Annotated in this window: 15 protein-coding genes; 4 read left to right on the top strand and 11 right to left on the bottom strand. The window is 70.6% G+C overall.

The window, feature by feature from the left end; translation table 11 throughout:
• The first annotated feature begins 3 nt into the window (after positions 1-3).
• Positions 4-1236: a tyrosine--tRNA ligase gene (gene tyrS / locus R0232_RS30785; RefSeq protein WP_093348051.1), complete on the top strand. Its 1233-nt coding sequence runs from the start codon at positions 4-6 to the stop codon at positions 1234-1236.
• A 64-nt stretch (positions 1237-1300) separates the two neighbouring features.
• Here the strand turns inward: tyrS and R0232_RS30780 are convergent, their stop codons facing one another.
• Both R0232_RS30780 and R0232_RS30775 read right to left on the bottom strand, forming a co-directional pair.
• Positions 1301-1933 carry an OmpA family protein gene (locus R0232_RS30780; protein ID WP_256222743.1) on the bottom strand — a complete coding sequence of 211 codons (633 nt, stop codon included), beginning with the start codon at positions 1931-1933 and terminating at the stop codon, positions 1301-1303.
• Positions 1930-2457: a FecR family protein gene (locus tag R0232_RS30775; protein WP_431510511.1), complete on the bottom strand. Its 528-nt coding sequence runs from the start codon at positions 2455-2457 to the stop codon at positions 1930-1932. Before R0232_RS30775 ends, R0232_RS30780 begins: the two co-directional genes overlap by 4 nt.
• A 147-nt stretch (positions 2458-2604) precedes the next feature.
• On the opposite strand from R0232_RS30775, the gene R0232_RS30770 reads away from it, so the two are divergent.
• Positions 2605-3534, top strand: a complete 930-nt coding sequence (locus R0232_RS30770; RefSeq protein WP_431510510.1) for a cation diffusion facilitator family transporter — start codon at positions 2605-2607, stop codon at positions 3532-3534.
• On the top strand, positions 3531-3971 hold the full coding sequence (gene dtd / locus R0232_RS30765) for a D-aminoacyl-tRNA deacylase (RefSeq protein WP_431510509.1): 441 nt from the start codon (positions 3531-3533) through the stop codon (positions 3969-3971). Before R0232_RS30770 ends, dtd begins: the two co-directional genes overlap by 4 nt.
• 17 nt (positions 3972-3988) lie before the next feature.
• Here dtd and R0232_RS30760 read toward each other — a convergent pair whose 3' ends face one another.
• Genes R0232_RS30760 through R0232_RS30750 form a run of 3 tightly spaced genes read right to left on the bottom strand, consistent with a single transcriptional unit; the run spans position 3989 to position 6009 of the window.
• A complete protein-coding gene (locus tag R0232_RS30760) occupies positions 3989-4576 on the bottom strand; it encodes a class I SAM-dependent methyltransferase (protein ID WP_431510508.1) in 588 nt (195 codons plus the stop codon).
• A gap of 19 nt (positions 4577-4595) precedes the next feature.
• On the bottom strand, positions 4596-5054 hold the full coding sequence (gene ybeY / locus R0232_RS30755; RefSeq protein WP_431510507.1) for an rRNA maturation RNase YbeY: 459 nt from the start codon (positions 5052-5054) through the stop codon (positions 4596-4598).
• Position 5055: 1 nt separating this feature from the next.
• The gene (locus tag R0232_RS30750) at positions 5056-6009 is read right to left on the bottom strand and encodes a PhoH family protein (protein ID WP_208513858.1); all 954 of its coding nucleotides are present in this window, start codon (positions 6007-6009) and stop codon (positions 5056-5058) included.
• 103 nt (positions 6010-6112) lie between these two features.
• Here R0232_RS30750 and ruvA point away from each other — a divergent pair, with 103 nt between their 5' ends.
• Positions 6113-6685 carry a Holliday junction branch migration protein RuvA gene (ruvA, locus tag R0232_RS30745; protein WP_093348037.1) on the top strand — a complete coding sequence of 191 codons (573 nt, stop codon included), beginning with the start codon at positions 6113-6115 and terminating at the stop codon, positions 6683-6685.
• Positions 6686-6688: 3 nt separating this feature from the next.
• Here ruvA and R0232_RS30740 read toward each other — a convergent pair whose 3' ends face one another.
• The 6 genes from R0232_RS30740 to R0232_RS30715 all read right to left on the bottom strand — a co-directional run bounded on the left by R0232_RS30740 (position 6689) and on the right by R0232_RS30715 (position 14927).
• A complete protein-coding gene (locus R0232_RS30740; protein ID WP_431510506.1) occupies positions 6689-7855 on the bottom strand; it encodes a serine hydrolase domain-containing protein in 1167 nt (388 codons plus the stop codon).
• 11 nt (positions 7856-7866) lie between these two features.
• Positions 7867-10170, bottom strand: a complete 2304-nt coding sequence (tynA, locus tag R0232_RS30735; protein WP_431510505.1) for a primary-amine oxidase — start codon at positions 10168-10170, stop codon at positions 7867-7869.
• A 72-nt stretch (positions 10171-10242) separates the two neighbouring features.
• Positions 10243-11205 carry a helix-turn-helix domain-containing protein gene (locus tag R0232_RS30730; RefSeq protein ID WP_057590771.1) on the bottom strand — a complete coding sequence of 321 codons (963 nt, stop codon included), beginning with the start codon at positions 11203-11205 and terminating at the stop codon, positions 10243-10245.
• A 127-nt stretch (positions 11206-11332) separates the two neighbouring features.
• Positions 11333-12316, bottom strand: a complete 984-nt coding sequence (locus tag R0232_RS30725; protein ID WP_431510504.1) for a Bug family tripartite tricarboxylate transporter substrate binding protein — start codon at positions 12314-12316, stop codon at positions 11333-11335.
• A 20-nt stretch (positions 12317-12336) separates the two neighbouring features.
• The gene (locus R0232_RS30720; protein ID WP_431510503.1) at positions 12337-13593 is read right to left on the bottom strand and encodes an alkyl sulfatase dimerization domain-containing protein; all 1257 of its coding nucleotides are present in this window, start codon (positions 13591-13593) and stop codon (positions 12337-12339) included.
• Complete coding sequence (locus R0232_RS30715) at positions 13590-14927, bottom strand: DUF1254 domain-containing protein (protein WP_431510502.1); 1338 nt, start codon at positions 14925-14927, stop codon at positions 13590-13592. Before R0232_RS30715 ends, R0232_RS30720 begins: the two co-directional genes overlap by 4 nt.
• Between the last annotated feature and the right edge of the window lie 4 nt (positions 14928-14931).

Below are 14931 nucleotides of genomic sequence, written 5' to 3'. Positions count from 1 at the left end.
CCCATGAACGCCGAATCTGTTACATCCATGGACCTTTCAAATAGTGTAGGACGCGCGCTCGAAATCTCCCTCCGGGGGGCTGACGAACTGCTCCCCCAGGACGAGTGGGTTCGCAAGCTGCAACGCTCCGAAGCCAGCGGAACCCCGCTGCGCATCAAGCTCGGGCTGGACCCGACCGCGCCCGACATCCACATCGGCCACACGGTGGTGCTCAACAAGATGCGCCAGCTCCAGGACCTGGGGCACCGCGTGATCTTCCTGATCGGCGACTTCACCACCACCATCGGCGACCCCTCGGGCCGCAACAGCACGCGTCCGCCGCTCACGCGCGAGCAGATCGAGGCCAACGCCCAGACCTACTACAAGCAGGCCAGCCTGGTGCTCGATCCCGAGAAGACCGAGATCCGCTACAACTCCGAATGGAGCGACCCGCTGGGCGCGCGCGGCATGATCCAGCTGGCCGCCAAGTACACGGTGGCGCGGATGATGGAGCGCGACGACTTCAACAAGCGCTTCAAGGCCGGCCAGTCGATCTCGGTGCACGAGTTCCTCTACCCGCTGATGCAGGGCTACGACTCGGTGGCGCTCAAGAGCGACCTCGAGCTCGGCGGCACCGACCAGAAGTTCAACCTGCTCGTGGGCCGGCACCTGCAGCAGGAGTACGGCCAGGAACCGCAGTGCATACTCACTATGCCGCTGCTGGAAGGGCTCGATGGCGTCGAGAAGATGTCCAAGAGCAAGAACAACTACATCGGTATCAGCGAAGACGCCAACACCATGTACGCCAAGGTGCTGTCGATTTCCGACGACCTGATGTGGCGCTGGTACACGCTGCTGAGCTTCCGTTCGCTCGAGGAGATCGCCGCGCTCAAGGCCGAGATCGAGGGCGGCCGCAATCCGAAGGACGCCAAGGTCGCGCTCGCCAAGGAGATCACGGCGCGCTTCCACAGCCCCGCGGCGGCCGAGGCGGCCGAGCAGGATTTCGTCAACCGCAGCAAGGGCGGCGTGCCCGACGAGATCCCCGAAGTGACTTTGGCCGGCGCCCCGCTGGGCATCGGCCAGCTGCTCAAGCAGGCCAACCTCGCGGCCTCGTCCGGCGAGGGCAACCGCCTGATCGACGGCGGCGGCGTGCGCATCGACGGCGCGGTGGTCAGCGACAAGGGGCTCAAGCTGCCGGCCGGCAGCTACGTGGTGCAGGTCGGCAAGCGCAAGTTCGCGCGCGTGACCTTGTCCTGAGCCGGGGCGCTCCCAAGAAAAAAGGCCGGGTCGATCCCGGCCTTTTTTGCGCGAGGGGCGCGCCTCAGCGCACTTCGATCGTCACGCGCCGGTTGCGCGGCTCGTCGACCTCGTCGGCCGTCGGCACCGCCAGTTCGCGTTCGCCGCGGCCCGCGGCCTCGATGCGGTTGGCGGGGAAGCGGCGCTCGATGAAGAGCTGGGCCACTTCCTGCGCGCGGCGGCGCGAGAGGGCGTCGTTGTTCTGCAGCGTGCCCTTGGTGTCGGTGTGGCCGACCACGACGATGTCGCCGCCCGGGCGCGCCTGCGCGGCGGCCAGCGCCTCTTCCATGATCTTCTGCGAGGCGGCCGTCAGCGTGATGGTGCCGAGCTCGAAGTACACCGTGTAGCGTTGCGACGGCGGCGGACGCATGTCGAACAGCGGCTTGTTCTCGGCCTGCACCTTGGCCGCATCGGCGGCGTCGACCACCGGCGCGCCCGAGGCGCCCTGCTTGGCCGTGGCGCGCTGGTAGGGCTGCGAGAGCACCTCCTCGCCGTTCTTGGCGCGCACCACCACCGCCGAGGCGGAGCCGTCGGCCTGCGGCAGCAGCACCACGCGGGTGGCGGGCGAGGAACAGGCCGCGAGCAGCGCGACCAGCAACGCGGCACCGAGGAAGCGCAGGCGGGAGGAAACGAGGGAACTGGAACCGGAACGCATCATGGCTGGCCGTCGGTCTGGACGATGAAGTCGGTGCCGCGGATGCCGATGGTCGCCGTCTGCGTCTCGACGCGCACCGCGTCGGGGTTGGTCTTGCCGATCAGGCCGGTGATCATGCGCATCGAGCCGCGCAGCAGCGAAACGAGCAGCCCGCCTTCGTGGGTGGTGGCGTCGAAGTGGAACTGCTTGAGGTCGAGCCGCGAGGAGGGGCCGACCACCAGCGTGGTGTCGTCGCGCAGCACGACCGCGGCCGAGGAGTCGGGGCCGGTCACGATCCGGTCGACCGAGGCCAGGGCGTCGCCGGGCACTGCGTTGCGGGCGGTGGCGGCGGCGCTCAGCAGCTTGACGTCGCCACGCACCGACTTCACGAAGCCGGCCTGGCGCTCGGGGGCCGCCGTGGTGGGAGCGGCCGTGGTGGGGGCCGGCGCGGCGGCCGGAGTGCTCGGGGCGGTCTGCGCCTGCGAGATCGCCGCGGCGCCAAGCAGCGCGCAGCCCAGCAGGGGCAGGAGGAATTTCTTGTGCATCATCGGGTTTTCCGCGAACTGTTTCGGGGCGGACACAATTATTAATGCGAAGGCGTTACACCTGGACACGAACATGATAATTCGGCGCCTATCTGCGGCCTTTTACCGTTTTTCCTGTCGCTTGTCGCCGTCATCGCCGTCCGGGCACGCATGAATCTCACACCCAAGACATTGCTGAGGGCCTCCATCGCGGTGGCCCTGGTCACGATTGTGCTCAAGGGCCTCGCGGGCTACATCACCCATTCGATGGGCTTGATCTCGGACGCCATGGAGTCCTTCGTCAACCTGGCCAGCGCCACCTTCGCGCTGGCCATGGTGACGATCGCGGAGCGCCCGGCCGACGAGGGCCATCCGTACGGCCACCACAAGGCCGAGTACTTCTCCTCGGGCTTCGAGGGCATCCTGATCGTGGGCGCGGCCATCGCCATCTTCTGGGTCTCGGTGCAGCGGCTGCTGGCGCCGCAGCCGCTCGAGCAGCTCGGCTGGGGCCTCGCGCTGTCGATCGTCAGCTCGGGCCTCAACGCCGGGCTCGCGTGGCTGCTGTTCCGCGCCGCCCAGGCCCGCCGCTCGATCGCGCTCGAGGCCGACGCGCGCCACCTGATGGCCGACGTCTGGACCTCGGCCGCCGTGCTGGTGGGCATCGTCGCCGTGCATTTCACCGGTTGGCTCTGGCTCGACCCGTTGCTGGCCATCGGCGTGGCGCTCAACATCGCGCGCGAGGGCGTGAAGCTGGTCTGGCGTTCCTCGCAGGGCCTGATGGACCAGGCGCTCGAGCCCGAGACCCAGGCGCTGCTGCGCGCCACGCTCGAGCGCTTCGCCGCCGGCGTGCCCGAGGGCGGCCGGCTGCGCTTCGACGACATCTTCACGCGCAGCGCTGGCCAGCGCCGCTTCGCCGACCTGCACATGCACGTGCCCGGCGACTGGACCCTGGAGCGCGCCGCCGCCCTGCGCGATGCGCTCGAGCAGGTCCTGATGGACGCCGTGCCCGGCCTGCGCGTGACCATCCAGCTGCTGCCGCTGGGCATGGAAGCCCGCGCCACCCAGCTTCCGTCAGACACCCCCGAGGAATCCCATCCATGAAAGCAGTGCTTCAGCGCGTGGCGCAGGCGCGCGTCGACATCGCGGGCCGCACCGTCGGCGAGATCGGCGCCGGCCTGCTCGTGCTGCTGTGCGCCGAGCGCGGCGACACCGACGCCGCGGCCGACCGCATGCTCGCCAAGATGCTCAAGCTGCGCATCTTTTCCGACGCGGCCGGCAAGATGAACCGCAGCGTGCAGGACATCGGCGGCGGCCTGCTGGTGGTGAGCCAGTTCACGCTCGCGGCCGACGTCAGCGGCGGCAACCGCCCGAGCTTCACGCTCGCGGCGCCACCCGACGAGGGCCGCCGGCTCTATGACTACTTCGTCGCCCGGGCGCGCGCCGCGCATCCCGTGGTGGCCACGGGCGAGTTCGGCGCCGACATGCAGGTGCACCTGCTCAACGACGGGCCGGTCACGATTCCGCTGCAGATGAGCTGAGGGCGGCGCCCCCTGGTTCAGTCGCGCCGCAGCAGCGCTTCCCACGCCACCTTCGGGTGCTCGTAGCGGGCTATGCTCAGCTCCTCGAGCTGCGCGATGCGCCAGCCGCGCGCGAACAGCCGCTGCACCGTGCCGCGCTCGAAGAAGCGCTTCGGCGCGCCATCGACGAGGTAGAGGTTGTCCTCGTCCGCGCGCCCCGGGCCGCGGCCGCCGTAGTGCCGGTCGTTGACCGAGTTGAGCCGGCACAGCAGCACGCCGCCGGGCCGCAGCAGCGCATGGATGCGCTCGACCAGTTCCAGCGTCTGCTCCCATTCGAAGTAGTGCAGCGACAGGCTCGCGAGCACGACGCCGATGCGCTGCCCCTCGGCCAGAGGAAAGGGCGCGCGGAAATCCTGGTCGTGCACGCGCACGCCCGCCAGGCGCCGCTCGCGCGCCGCATCCGCCGCCCGTGCCGACAGCTCGATCGCCTCCACGCGCAGCCCCGCGGCCGCCAGCGTGGCGCTGTCGCGGCCGTCGCCGCAGCCCAGCTCGAGCACCGGGTCGGCGCCCGCGCATTCGGCCAGCAGCGGCAGCCAGCGCACGAGCCACGGGTCGGTGTCATCCATGGTCATCGGTGTGCGGGCCTCAGCGGTTGTAGGGATCGCGGATGCCCAGCCCCGCGAGGATCTCGATCTCGCGCGCTTCCATCGCCTCGGCGTCTTCCTCGCCGGTCTCGTGGTCCCAGCCCTGCGCATGCAGCGTGCCGTGCACCAGCAGGTGCGCGTAGTGCGCGGCCAGCGTCTTGCGCTGCTCCTTCGCCTCGCGCGCCACCACCGGCGCGCACAGCACCAGGTCGGCCATGACCACGGGCGTCTGCGCATAGTCGAAGGTCAGCACGTTGGTCGCGTAGTCCTTGCCGCGGAATTCGCGGTTCAGCTGCTGGCCCTCGTCGGCATCGACGATGCGCACCGTGATCTCGGCGTCGGCATCGAGCGCATGGCGGATCCAGCGCGTCACGCCGTGGCGCGGCAGCGCGGCGCGGTGCCGTTCCACGCCCTTGAAGCGTCCGAACTGCAGCGACAGGGTGAGTGCGGCCAGCGCCATCTCAGTGCCCGCCCGCGCCGGCGCGCTTGCGCTGGCCGTCGTAGGCGTCGACGATGCGCGCCACCAGCGGATGGCGCACCACGTCGGCGCTCGTGAAGTGCGTGATCGCGATGCCGTTCACGCGCCGCAGCACGCGCTCGGCGTCGATCAGGCCGCTGAGCTGCTGCTTGGGCAGGTCGATCTGGCTCACGTCGCCCGTCACCACCGCCTTGGCGCCGAAGCCGATGCGCGTGAGGAACATCTTCATCTGCTCGGGCGTGGTGTTCTGCGCCTCGTCGAGGATCACGAAGGCGTTGTTGAGCGTGCGCCCGCGCATGAAGGCCAGCGGCGCGATCTCCAGCGCGTTGCGCTCGAAGGCCTTCTGCACCTTCTCGAAGCCCATCAGGTCGTAGAGCGCGTCGTACAGCGGCCGCAGGTAGGGGTCGACCTTCTGCGTCAGGTCGCCGGGCAGGAAGCCCAGGCGCTCGCCGGCCTCGACCGCCGGGCGCGTGAGCACGATGCGCTGCACCGCGCTGCGCTCGAGCGCATCCACCGCGCAGGCCACCGCGAGATAGGTCTTGCCGGTGCCGGCCGGGCCGATGCCGAAGGTGATGTCGTGCTTGGCGATGTTGTCGAGGTAGAGGCCCTGCGTAGGCGTGCGCGCGCGCAGGTCGGCGCGCCGGGTGGCGAGCGTGACCGCGCCGTCCACGTCCCCGTCCATCGAGCCGTCGCCAGCCAGCGTGAGCTGCACCACCGCCGCGTCGATCGGCCGCTGGGCGATCTCGTAGAGCGCCTGCAGCACGTCCATCGCGCGCTGCGCGTTGACCTTGGGGCCGTCGATCTTGAACTGTTCGTGGCGGTGCGCGATCTTCACCGCGAGCGCTTCCTCGATGCGGCGCAGGTGGGCGTCGAGCGGGCCGCACAGGTGGCCCAGGCGCGTGTTGTTGGGCGGAGCGAAGGTGTGTCGCAGAATCACGCGGTTTCCATTTCCATCTTTATTGGTAGCCCATGCAAGACCGGCCCTGCTCCAGAAAATGCAACCCAAGGCGGGAAGCGCCGCAAGCGTCGGGGGGGCGCCAATGATAGGCAAACTCACCGGGATACTCGCCGAACGCAATCCGCCGCAGGTCGTGATCGACTGCAACGGCGTCGGCTACGAGGTCGACGTGCCGATGAGCACCTTCTACAACCTGCCCGGCGTCGGCGCCAAGATCTCGCTGCTCACGCACTTCATCGTGCGCGAGGACGCGCAGATCCTCTACGGCTTCGGCAGCGCCGAGGAGCGCGCCGCCTTCCGCCAGCTCATCAAGATCTCGGGCGTGGGCCCGCGCACCGCGCTGGGCGTGCTCTCGGGCATGAGCGTGGGCGAGCTCTCGCAGGCCGTCACCCTGCAGGAGGCCGGCCGGCTGGTGAAGGTGCCCGGCATCGGCAAGAAGATTGCCGAGCGCCTCCTGCTCGAACTCAAGGGCAAGCTCGGCGCCGACATCGGCCTGCCCGCGCACGCGGCTTCCGATGCCCAGGCCGACATCCTGCAGGCGCTGGTGGCGCTGGGCTACAGCGACAAGGAAGCGGCCGCCGCGCTCAAGGCACTGCCGAAGGACGTGAGCGTGAGCGACGGCATCAAGCTGGCGCTGAAGGCGCTGGCGAAATAAGGCCTAGGCGCGCAGGGCGCCCACCAGCGCGCCCAGCAGTGCGTGCGTCTCGACCAGGCTCGGCCCGTGCACCGGCTGCGGCCAGGCGCTGTGGATCGCGACCACGAGCTGTTCCTTCGGATGGATGTAGAGCTGCTGCCCGAAGATGCCGAGCGCGGCGAACAGGCCGCCGTCGAGTTCGGGCAGCGCCTGCGCGCCGCGCGGGAAGGTCCACCACTGGTAGCCGTATCCCATCGGCTCGTAGCCCTCGAGCGTGCCGGGCGCGAGCCGCTGCGCGGGGTCGGCGCGCGTGGCGTCGCCCAGCCAGCCCTCGGGCAGCACGCGCTGTCCGCCGGCCATGCCGCCGCCGAGGATGAACATGCCGAAGCGGCCGAAGTCGCGCAGGGTCGCGTTGACGCCGCTGCCCGCGAACTCCTGGCCGCCCGGTGCATCGAGCTGCCAATAGGCATCGGCCTCCATGCCGAAGGGCGCCCAGATCTTGCGCGACAGGTAGTCGCCGATCGGCTCGCGCAGCGCGCCGGCCAGGATCCTGCCGACCAGGTAGGTCTCGCCGGTGCTGTAGTTGAAGCGCGTGCCGGCCGGCGCCACGCGCGGCAGCGTCGCCATGAAGGCCAGCACCGCGCCCGCGTCCTGGTCGAGCTGCGCGCGCAGCATGCGGCGGCGGTCGGAGGCCGGGTCGAGGTAGTCCTCGTTCCAGGCCACGCCCGAGCTCATCTGCAGCACCTGCCGCAGCGTGACGCCGTCGTAGGCCGAGCCGCGCAGCGCGGGCACGTAGGCGACCACCGCGTCGTCCAGGCTCGCGATCAGGCCGTCGTGCAGCGCCGCGCCTACGAGCGTGGAGGCGATCGACTTCGCGACCGAGAACGACATCCAGCGCGTGGCCGCGTCGTTGCCCATCGCATGGCGCTCGAGCACCACCTGGCCGTTCTTGAGCACCAGCAGGCCCGCCGTGCGGTTGCGCGCCATGAACGCATCGATGCCGAACTCTGCGTCGCCCGCGCGGTAGCGCACGTCGACCGCGCGGCCCGCGGGCAGCGGATGGACCTGTGCGCCGCGCTTGATCGTGCGCGTCGCATAGAGCCGGTCCATGTGGCGGTAGGTGGGCGCCTGCAGCTCGGGCGCCAGCGTCATCAGGTCCTCGAGCCGGCCGATGGCCTCGGTGTCCGCCATGCAGCAGCTCCTTACTTGCCAGGCTTGGCCGGCCGGTTCAGCCCCAGCGTCGGCGTCTCGTCGAAGAAGTTCCAGGGCTTGAGCAGCGCATGCACCCACTCGGTAGGCATGATCGGCCACTCCTCGGCGCGCGCGACGTGCGTGGTGCCGGTGGTGAGCCAGACCACGTTGTCGGTGTTCACGATCGCCTGGTCGTCGGCGGTGAACTGGCCCAGGCCGGTGTCCTTGTTCGAGCGGTTCGGGTACTTGCCCTCGGGGAACTGCTCCTCGGGGTCGTAGCGCGTCACCCAGAGCTGGCGGTCCATGAAGCTCAGGCGGTGGTTGATCCACTCGTCCTGCGCGAAGTTGGCGCCCTTGGCGATCGGGTGCGTGCCGCCCGCGTACGGAATGAGCTGGTACGAGACCGGGTTGCCGACCTTGTTGTTCTTCGCCGGATTGCTCAGCAGCCGGATCGTCGAGGGATCGAACTTCTGCGCCGCCTGCCGCTCGGTCGCCACCGTGCGCTGCACCGTCTGCATGGTGCTGGTGCGCGGGCCGCCGCGGGTGTTGGGCAGCACCACCGGGTCGACCTCGGTCAGCGAGTTGTTCTCGCCGTCCACGTCGAGGTCGAGCCGGAAGTTGTAGATGTGCTGGTGCGTGGTGCCGACGATGTGGTGATCGAGCAGCGTGCCGTAGCGCGTGTCCTCGGCGGCGGTCGCGTCCTGCATGGTGCGCGACTTCACGCCCTTCACGGCCTCGATGCCGGTGGCGCCCGCGTTGATGCCGATGGTGCCGTTCTCGGCGAACACCCAGTCGAACAGGTAGTCGTAGTTGCCCACCGTGCTGATCCAGCGCACCACCAGTTCGCGCCGCTCGGTGCTCACGTTGGGCTTGCCCATCTCCTGGTGCTTGAACTCGGGATCGGCATAGCGCTCGAAGACCGCGATCGCGCGCGGCACCTTCACGGGCGCGCCGGTGTAGTCGGCCAGGGTGGCATCGAGCAGCACGGCGTTCTGCGGCGCGTCCTTCTCGGGCTCGATCGGCGAGGTCAGCGTGCCCATGCCGTACTCGCCCGAGTCGAGGTAGGCCTTGAAGTACCAGCCGGTGTCGGGGTCGCCGTAGGGCACGATCATCCCGCCCAGCGAGCCCTCGTACATCACCTTGCGCTTGGTGCCCTTGTCGTTGTAGGTCACGGTCGAGAGCACCAGGCCCACGCGCGAGTCGAGCCGCAGGTGGAAGTCCCAGTTGCGCCAGTGCAGCATGTTGCCGGCGATGGTGTAGTTCTTGCCCTCGGGCTCGGTGATCTCCAGCGGCTTGGGCGCGGGCATGCCGGCGCGGTCGCGGCCGTCGTAGGGCGTGGGCTTGAGCGGCACCGGCACCAGCCCGCCGTCCTCGATCTTCAGCACCTTCTTCTGCTCGAGGTCGACCACCGCCACCAGGCCCTCGATCGGGTGCGCCCAGTAGTTGCCGTCGCCCACGTCGAGGTAGCTCACCACCTTGAGCAGGCGGTCCTCCTGGCGCAGCGAATCCTTGCCGTCGAAGTAGCCCACGGTCAGCGGCGTGGCCACCACCTTCTTCACGTCGTCGATGCCGCGCGTGGCGAGCGCCTTCGCATAGTCGGCACTGGCCTCGATCGCGCTCTGCACGGTGGCGAAGTCGTCGAGCAGCACCATGCCGTGCGCGCCTTCCACCGGCTTCCATTCGAGCAGCCTGCGTGCCGCGAGGTCGATGCTGCCCTCGATCACCTTCTTGCCATCGAGCGCGACGAAGCTGGCCTGCCGCGCGGCGCGCACCGGCTGGCCCGAGAGCGCGAAGGCCCAGACCTGGTCCTTGGGCGGGCGCTTGAGGCTGATCTCGGTGAAGCGCAGGCCGGGCCTGTAGTTGCCCGAGGCCTTGATCGTCTCGAGCGCGGCCTGGATCTCCTCGGCCGACAGCGGATTGAGCGGATTCGGCGTGCGCTCGACCACGAAGGTGCGGTCCAGGCTGGACTGGAACACCTGGTTGATGAAGTCGTGCGGCACCCAGGCCGCGCCCTTGCGCAGCACCACCGGCACGTCGAGCTGCAGCGGCTGGCCGTTGATCAGCGCGGTCTTCGAGCCGGGCTTGATGCGCACCAGCGTGCCGTTGCGCGCCACCGTGTAGACGTTGGCGAAGCTGTCGAAGCGCACGGTGGCGCCGAAATCCTCGACCGTCTTCTTGAGCGGCACCATGTGGGCCGCGCCGCCATGCGCCTGGGCGCCGCCGGCCGCGAGCGGGCCGAGGGCCAGCGCCAGCGCGGTGGCAAGAAGGGTGCGGGTGGTGCCGCGGACCGGCGTTCGATGGTGGCTGCTGCGCATGGACGACTGTTCCCTTTTCTTCGCATGTTGTGACGAGCGACAGCGAAGTTAAGGGCGTGGCCCATACGGCGGTTAGCCGGATTCGGCAAGCCAGCGCGCACGCGTGGCCGAGGGAAGTTCCCCAAACAGCCGGCTGTAGTCGGCCGCGAAGCGCGACAGGTGCCAGAAGCCCCAGCGCGCCGCCACGTCGCCGATGCTGTCGCGCCGGTGCGTCTGCAGCTCGCGCCGCACCCGGTTCAGGCGCATCACGCGCAGGTAGGTCACGGGGCTCAGGTGCACCACGTCCTCGAAGGCGTACTGCAGCGCGCGGCGCGACACGCCGGTGGCCGCGCAGAGGTCGGGCACGCTGATGGCCTCGTCGGCATGGGCCCGCATGTATTCGCGCGCCAGCGCCACGATGTGGCGCCGTGCCACCGTGCCGGGCGGCAGCCGGGTCTCGAAGGCGTCGCAGCCGATGCAGTGCAGCACCGCGTCGGCCAGCGACAGCGACAGCATGTGGCGCGCCGCCGGCTGCTCGAGCTGCGCGAGGTTGCCGCGCGCCAGCGACAGCGCCGCGCCCAGCAGCTTCGACAGCTCGCTCTCGTCGAAGCCCGGCTGGCGCACCGGCGCCGGCTCGGGCAGGCGCAGCTCGAAGTCGGCGCCGAACAGCGTGGCCGCGAGCTCGGCCAGCGGCGCGGTGTCGATGCACACCGCCATCAGGTCCATGCCGGCGCCGGCCAGCAGTTCGAATTCGCGCTGCGGCGACAGCGCGATCAGGCGCCGGCCCTCGATCTCGTGGCCGCAGTACCAACTGCCGCTGCCCGCGACCTCGGTGACGGCGAACGAGACCGTGCCCGGGCGGCCCTGGCCGTTCTGCAGCAGGGTCTGGTTCGCATGCTCGTGGAAGACCTGGACGAAGCCCAGGTGCAGGTCCTCGGACAGGCCCTCGAAGCGGCCGTTCGACAGCTGCTCGTAGTGCTGGTCCCAGTGGTCCAGGCTCGAGGCCTGTGCCTGGGCCTCGGCGTTCAGGTGGCGGGAGAAGTGAAGCTCGGTCATGGTCGGCGCGGACGCTGGCACGGCGGCCGTCGTCGAGCCGACGAGCAGGAACCGTGCCGATCAGCGCGCAGTCTGCGGGAAGCGCGGGCGCTTGACCATCTTGCTTACCCTCGGTCCGGCCGCCGCCTCATTCGGGCTGGAGCCCGATGTCCTTGACCAGCGCGCCCCAGTCGCGCAGGTCCTGGCGCAGGGTCGCGGCGAACTGCTCGGGCGTGTTCTGCGGCAGGTCGGTGAAGTTGAGCTCGCGCAGGCGCTGCACCACGGCCGGGTCCCGCAGCGCGCGGTTCACCGCCTCGTTGAGCTTCTTCACGACCGCCGGCGGCGTCTTCGCGGGCGCCAGCACGCCGTACCAGGCATAGGTGGTGAACGGGTAGCCGGACTCGGTCATCGTCGGCACCTCGGGCAGCATCGGGATGCGCGAGGGGCCGCTGTTGGCCAGCGCCCGGAGCCGGCCGGCGCGCACCAGCTCCACCGTCGAGGACATGTCGGCGAAGGCCGCCTCGACCTGGCCGCCCATCAGGTCCTGCACGCAGGGGCCGCTGCCCTTGTAGGGCACGTGCTCGATCACCAGGCCGGCCTGCTTCTTGAGGCTTTCCATCGCCAGGTGGCCGCCCGAGCCGTTGCCCCACGAGCAGTAGCTGAGCTTGTCGGGCCGCGCCTTGGCATAGGCGACGAAGTCGGCCAGCGTCTTCACCGGCAGGTCGTTGCGCACCAGCAGCAGGTTGCCGCCGCGGCCGATCTGGGCCACCGGCGCGAAGTCCTTCACCGGGTCGTAGGGCAGCTTGCGGTAGAGGTTGGGGTTCACCACCATCGCGGCGGCGTAGGTGAACAGCAGCCGGTAGCCGTCGGGCGCCGCGCGCGCCACCTGCTCGGTGCCGAGGATGCCGTTGGCGCCGGGCCGGTTGTCGACCACGAAGGGCTGCTTGAGCGACTTGCCCAGCGCGTCGGCGACCAACCGCGCGATGGTGTCGGTGCCGCCCGCGGCGGCCGTGGGCACGACCAGCGTGACGGGCTTGTCGGGATAGGCCTCGGCGCCCTGCGCGGCGGTCGTGGCCAGCAGGCCGGCGAGGCCGGCAAGGAACAGGCCGGTGCGGAGAAGGGATGCGGTCATGGATGCGGGTCCTCGGGAAGTCATTGGATACCGAAGCGCGCCTGCGTGCCCTGCTCGATCATGTCGGCGCTCACGCGGTAGAGGTTGCGCGACACGTAGCTGGGCACCTGCCGCGCGCGCTGGCGCAGCCACTCGGCCTTGAGCGCGCGCGCCTCGGCCAGCTCGGGCGCGTCGCCGCGCGCGGTGGCCAGCAGGTCGATCACGTGCAGCGCGAGCTGCCATTGCCCCTGCTGCGCGAGCGCGCGTGCCCGCGCGATCAGGCCGGCCTTGTCGGTGATGGCCTCGGCCACGGCCTGGCCGATGGCCTCGGGCGGCTCGGGATGCAGGCTGGTCGGGTTGCGGTCCCACCAGCCGTTCTCCGAGCGGTAGATGTCGCGCACGATGTAGGCCGGGTCGCCGTAGGTGGGCTTCATCCAGTCGACCGCGAACAGCTCGTCGGGGCAGCGGATGCGCGCCAGCAGCTCGCGCTCGTTGAGGCCCTCGTTCATCAGCCGCACCACCTCGGCGCGCAGCCAGCGCAGGGCGCGCGCCGTGTGCGTGAGCACGTGCCGCACCTGGTCCTCGCCCTCGAGCGTGGCGCCGAACTCGCGCACCGCCTTGCGCGCGCCGAGCGCGGCCAGCGCCTCGAGCGTGTCGGCCCAGCGCACCGTGTCGCGCAGGGTGCGAAAGGGCGTGCCGATGTTGGGGATCGAATCGATCAGCGCCGCGCCGCCGTAGAGCACGCGCTGCGCGGGGCTCCACAGCGCGATCGCGTCGTCGGTCTCCGAGGGCGCCCAGCGCAGCTCGATGGCGCGCTCGCCGTGGCCGATGGCCAGCCGCTCGTCGAAGGTCTCGGTCGGCGCATGCATCGACAGCCGCTGCGCGAAGAAGCCCGCGGGCCGGTTGAACTGGATCTCGGCCATGCGGTGCTGCAGCGCCTCGGTCTCGCGGTAGCGCGCGAGGCGCCGCGGCACGTTGCGGTGCGCGATCACGCGCGGCGGCGCGTCGCCGCGCTGCGCCGCGTGGGCGAGCCACATCGGCACGCCGGCGTTGTAGCCCACATGGCCGTGGCTGTAGCACAGCGCATGCAGCGGCGCGTCGCTGAGTTCGCGCACCGCGTCGATCATGCCTTGCGTCACCGCGCCGCCCGGGCCGGCGTCGATCACCACCAGGCCGACGTCGGTCTCGGCCACGAAGGACTGCCCCTGCCCGCGCAGGATGTGCAGGCCCGGCGCCACCGTCTCGGTGCCGCTGCCGACGATGAGGAAGGGCTTCTCCTGTTCCTGTGTGCTGCTCATGCGTCGTCTCCCAGTCGTTGAAGCGGCGGCAGCGCATAGCGGCCGTCGAGCATCTCCGCGCGCGGCACGTAGGCGCGCAGGCAGAGGTAGAAGGCGCCCGCGGGCGCGGGCAGCCAGTTCGCGCGCGAGGCCTCGTCCGCGGGCGCCGCATGCTGGATGTGCAGGGTGAGCCCGCCGTCGGCGTCGTGGCGCAGCGCCGGCGTGCGGTCGCCGATGGCGTAGCGGTCGATCGGGTTGTCGACCAGCATGCAGTCGCGGCTGTCGTACAGGGTGAGCGACCAGAAGGCCTCGACCGGCGGCAGCTCGCCGGGCCCGAAGCGCAGGGTGTAGCGGTGGCTGCCGTGCAGCGCGCGGCCCGCGGCGTCGTGCCAGGCGAGCGGGTAGGTGGCCTCGCGGCTCTCGAGCATGCCGATGTACTTGAGCGCGACCAGCGCGCGCATCCGGTGGTCGTCGCCGAAGCTCGCTTCGACCGGCGGCATGGCCACCCAGCCGCTGGCGGCCGCGCGGCCGGCTTCCGTGGCACGCAGCCGCGGCAGCACGCTGGCCAGCGCGTCCTGCAGCCGGTCGCGCTGCGTGTCGTCGAGCGCGCCGGCGTCGGGGTGCAGGCCGAGCGCCGCGTAACGCGCGAGCCGGTCGGCATCGCGCGCGGGCGGCGGGTTCTCGCGCAGCGCGCGCTGCACCTGCGCCGCGAAATGCCCGGCGTCCGGCGGCGCCTTCGGATCGCAGGCCGGATCGAAGGCCATCGGCCGGGGCGCCTTGCCGGCCTGCCAGTCGGCCAGCGTGCGCACCACGAAGCCGTCCTGCAGCGCATGCACCGCGGGCAGGTCGTGCGGTCCGTCGACCAGGATGCGGCCGATGACCCAGAGCCAGCGCGTGGGCGCCTCGATGCGCGCGCCGGGCGCGTCGAAGGCGGCCGGCAGCTCGCCGCGCCAGCCCGGCGGCACGAGCACGAAGGACCGCGCCGCCGTGCCCGTGAGCCGCTGGCCGATGTGGGCGAAGGGGTTGGTATGGAAGTCGAGCAGGCCCAGCACGTAGTAGCGCCCCGCGGTGTCGGGCACGTCGATCACCAGCGGGCCCGCGCCGAGGTCGAGCCAGGTGTTGGTGTAGAGCGTGTCGTTGTTCGGCGTCACGACGCGGCTCCTGCCCGGGCCCAGCAGCTTGCGCGCATGGGTGAACACGTTGCACCAGCGTTGCGGTGCCGGTGCCCCGCCGGCGGTCTCGCAGCGTTGCGGCGAGGTGGCCGCGCGCATGCGGCACATCTCGTACAGCGGCCAGGCGTAGACCACGGCCTCCTCGGCCAGGGTATCGGTCCCGGTGTCGATCGTCGCGGCCATGGCG

The organism is Variovorax sp. DAIF25, assembly GCF_050711835.1.
GTDB lineage: Bacteria > Pseudomonadota > Gammaproteobacteria > Burkholderiales > Burkholderiaceae_C > Variovorax.
The sequence above is the reverse complement of the archived record's forward strand: the minus strand, read 5'-3'. Positions and strand labels throughout refer to the sequence as shown.

Coding starts and splice junctions, on each gene's coding strand:
- tynA (WP_431510505.1), bottom strand. CDS start 10,170: ATGCGCAGCAGCCACCATCGAACGCCGGTCCGCGGCACCACCCGCACC.
- R0232_RS30720 (WP_431510503.1), bottom strand. CDS start 13,593: ATGAGCAGCACACAGGAACAGGAGAAGCCCTTCCTCATCGTCGGCAGC.
- tyrS (WP_093348051.1), top strand. CDS start 4: ATGAACGCCGAATCTGTTACATCCATGGACCTTTCAAATAGTGTAGGA.
- R0232_RS30760 (WP_431510508.1), bottom strand. CDS start 4,576: ATGGATGACACCGACCCGTGGCTCGTGCGCTGGCTGCCGCTGCTGGCC.
- ruvA (WP_093348037.1), top strand. CDS start 6,113: ATGATAGGCAAACTCACCGGGATACTCGCCGAACGCAATCCGCCGCAG.
- R0232_RS30725 (WP_431510504.1), bottom strand. CDS start 12,316: ATGACCGCATCCCTTCTCCGCACCGGCCTGTTCCTTGCCGGCCTCGCC.
- R0232_RS30730 (WP_057590771.1), bottom strand. CDS start 11,205: ATGACCGAGCTTCACTTCTCCCGCCACCTGAACGCCGAGGCCCAGGCA.
- R0232_RS30780 (WP_256222743.1), bottom strand. CDS start 1,933: ATGATGCGTTCCGGTTCCAGTTCCCTCGTTTCCTCCCGCCTGCGCTTC.
- R0232_RS30715 (WP_431510502.1), bottom strand. CDS start 14,927: ATGGCCGCGACGATCGACACCGGGACCGATACCCTGGCCGAGGAGGCC.
- ybeY (WP_431510507.1), bottom strand. CDS start 5,054: ATGGCGCTGGCCGCACTCACCCTGTCGCTGCAGTTCGGACGCTTCAAG.
- R0232_RS30740 (WP_431510506.1), bottom strand. CDS start 7,855: ATGGCGGACACCGAGGCCATCGGCCGGCTCGAGGACCTGATGACGCTG.
- R0232_RS30770 (WP_431510510.1), top strand. CDS start 2,605: ATGAATCTCACACCCAAGACATTGCTGAGGGCCTCCATCGCGGTGGCC.
- dtd (WP_431510509.1), top strand. CDS start 3,531: ATGAAAGCAGTGCTTCAGCGCGTGGCGCAGGCGCGCGTCGACATCGCG.
- R0232_RS30775 (WP_431510511.1), bottom strand. CDS start 2,457: ATGATGCACAAGAAATTCCTCCTGCCCCTGCTGGGCTGCGCGCTGCTT.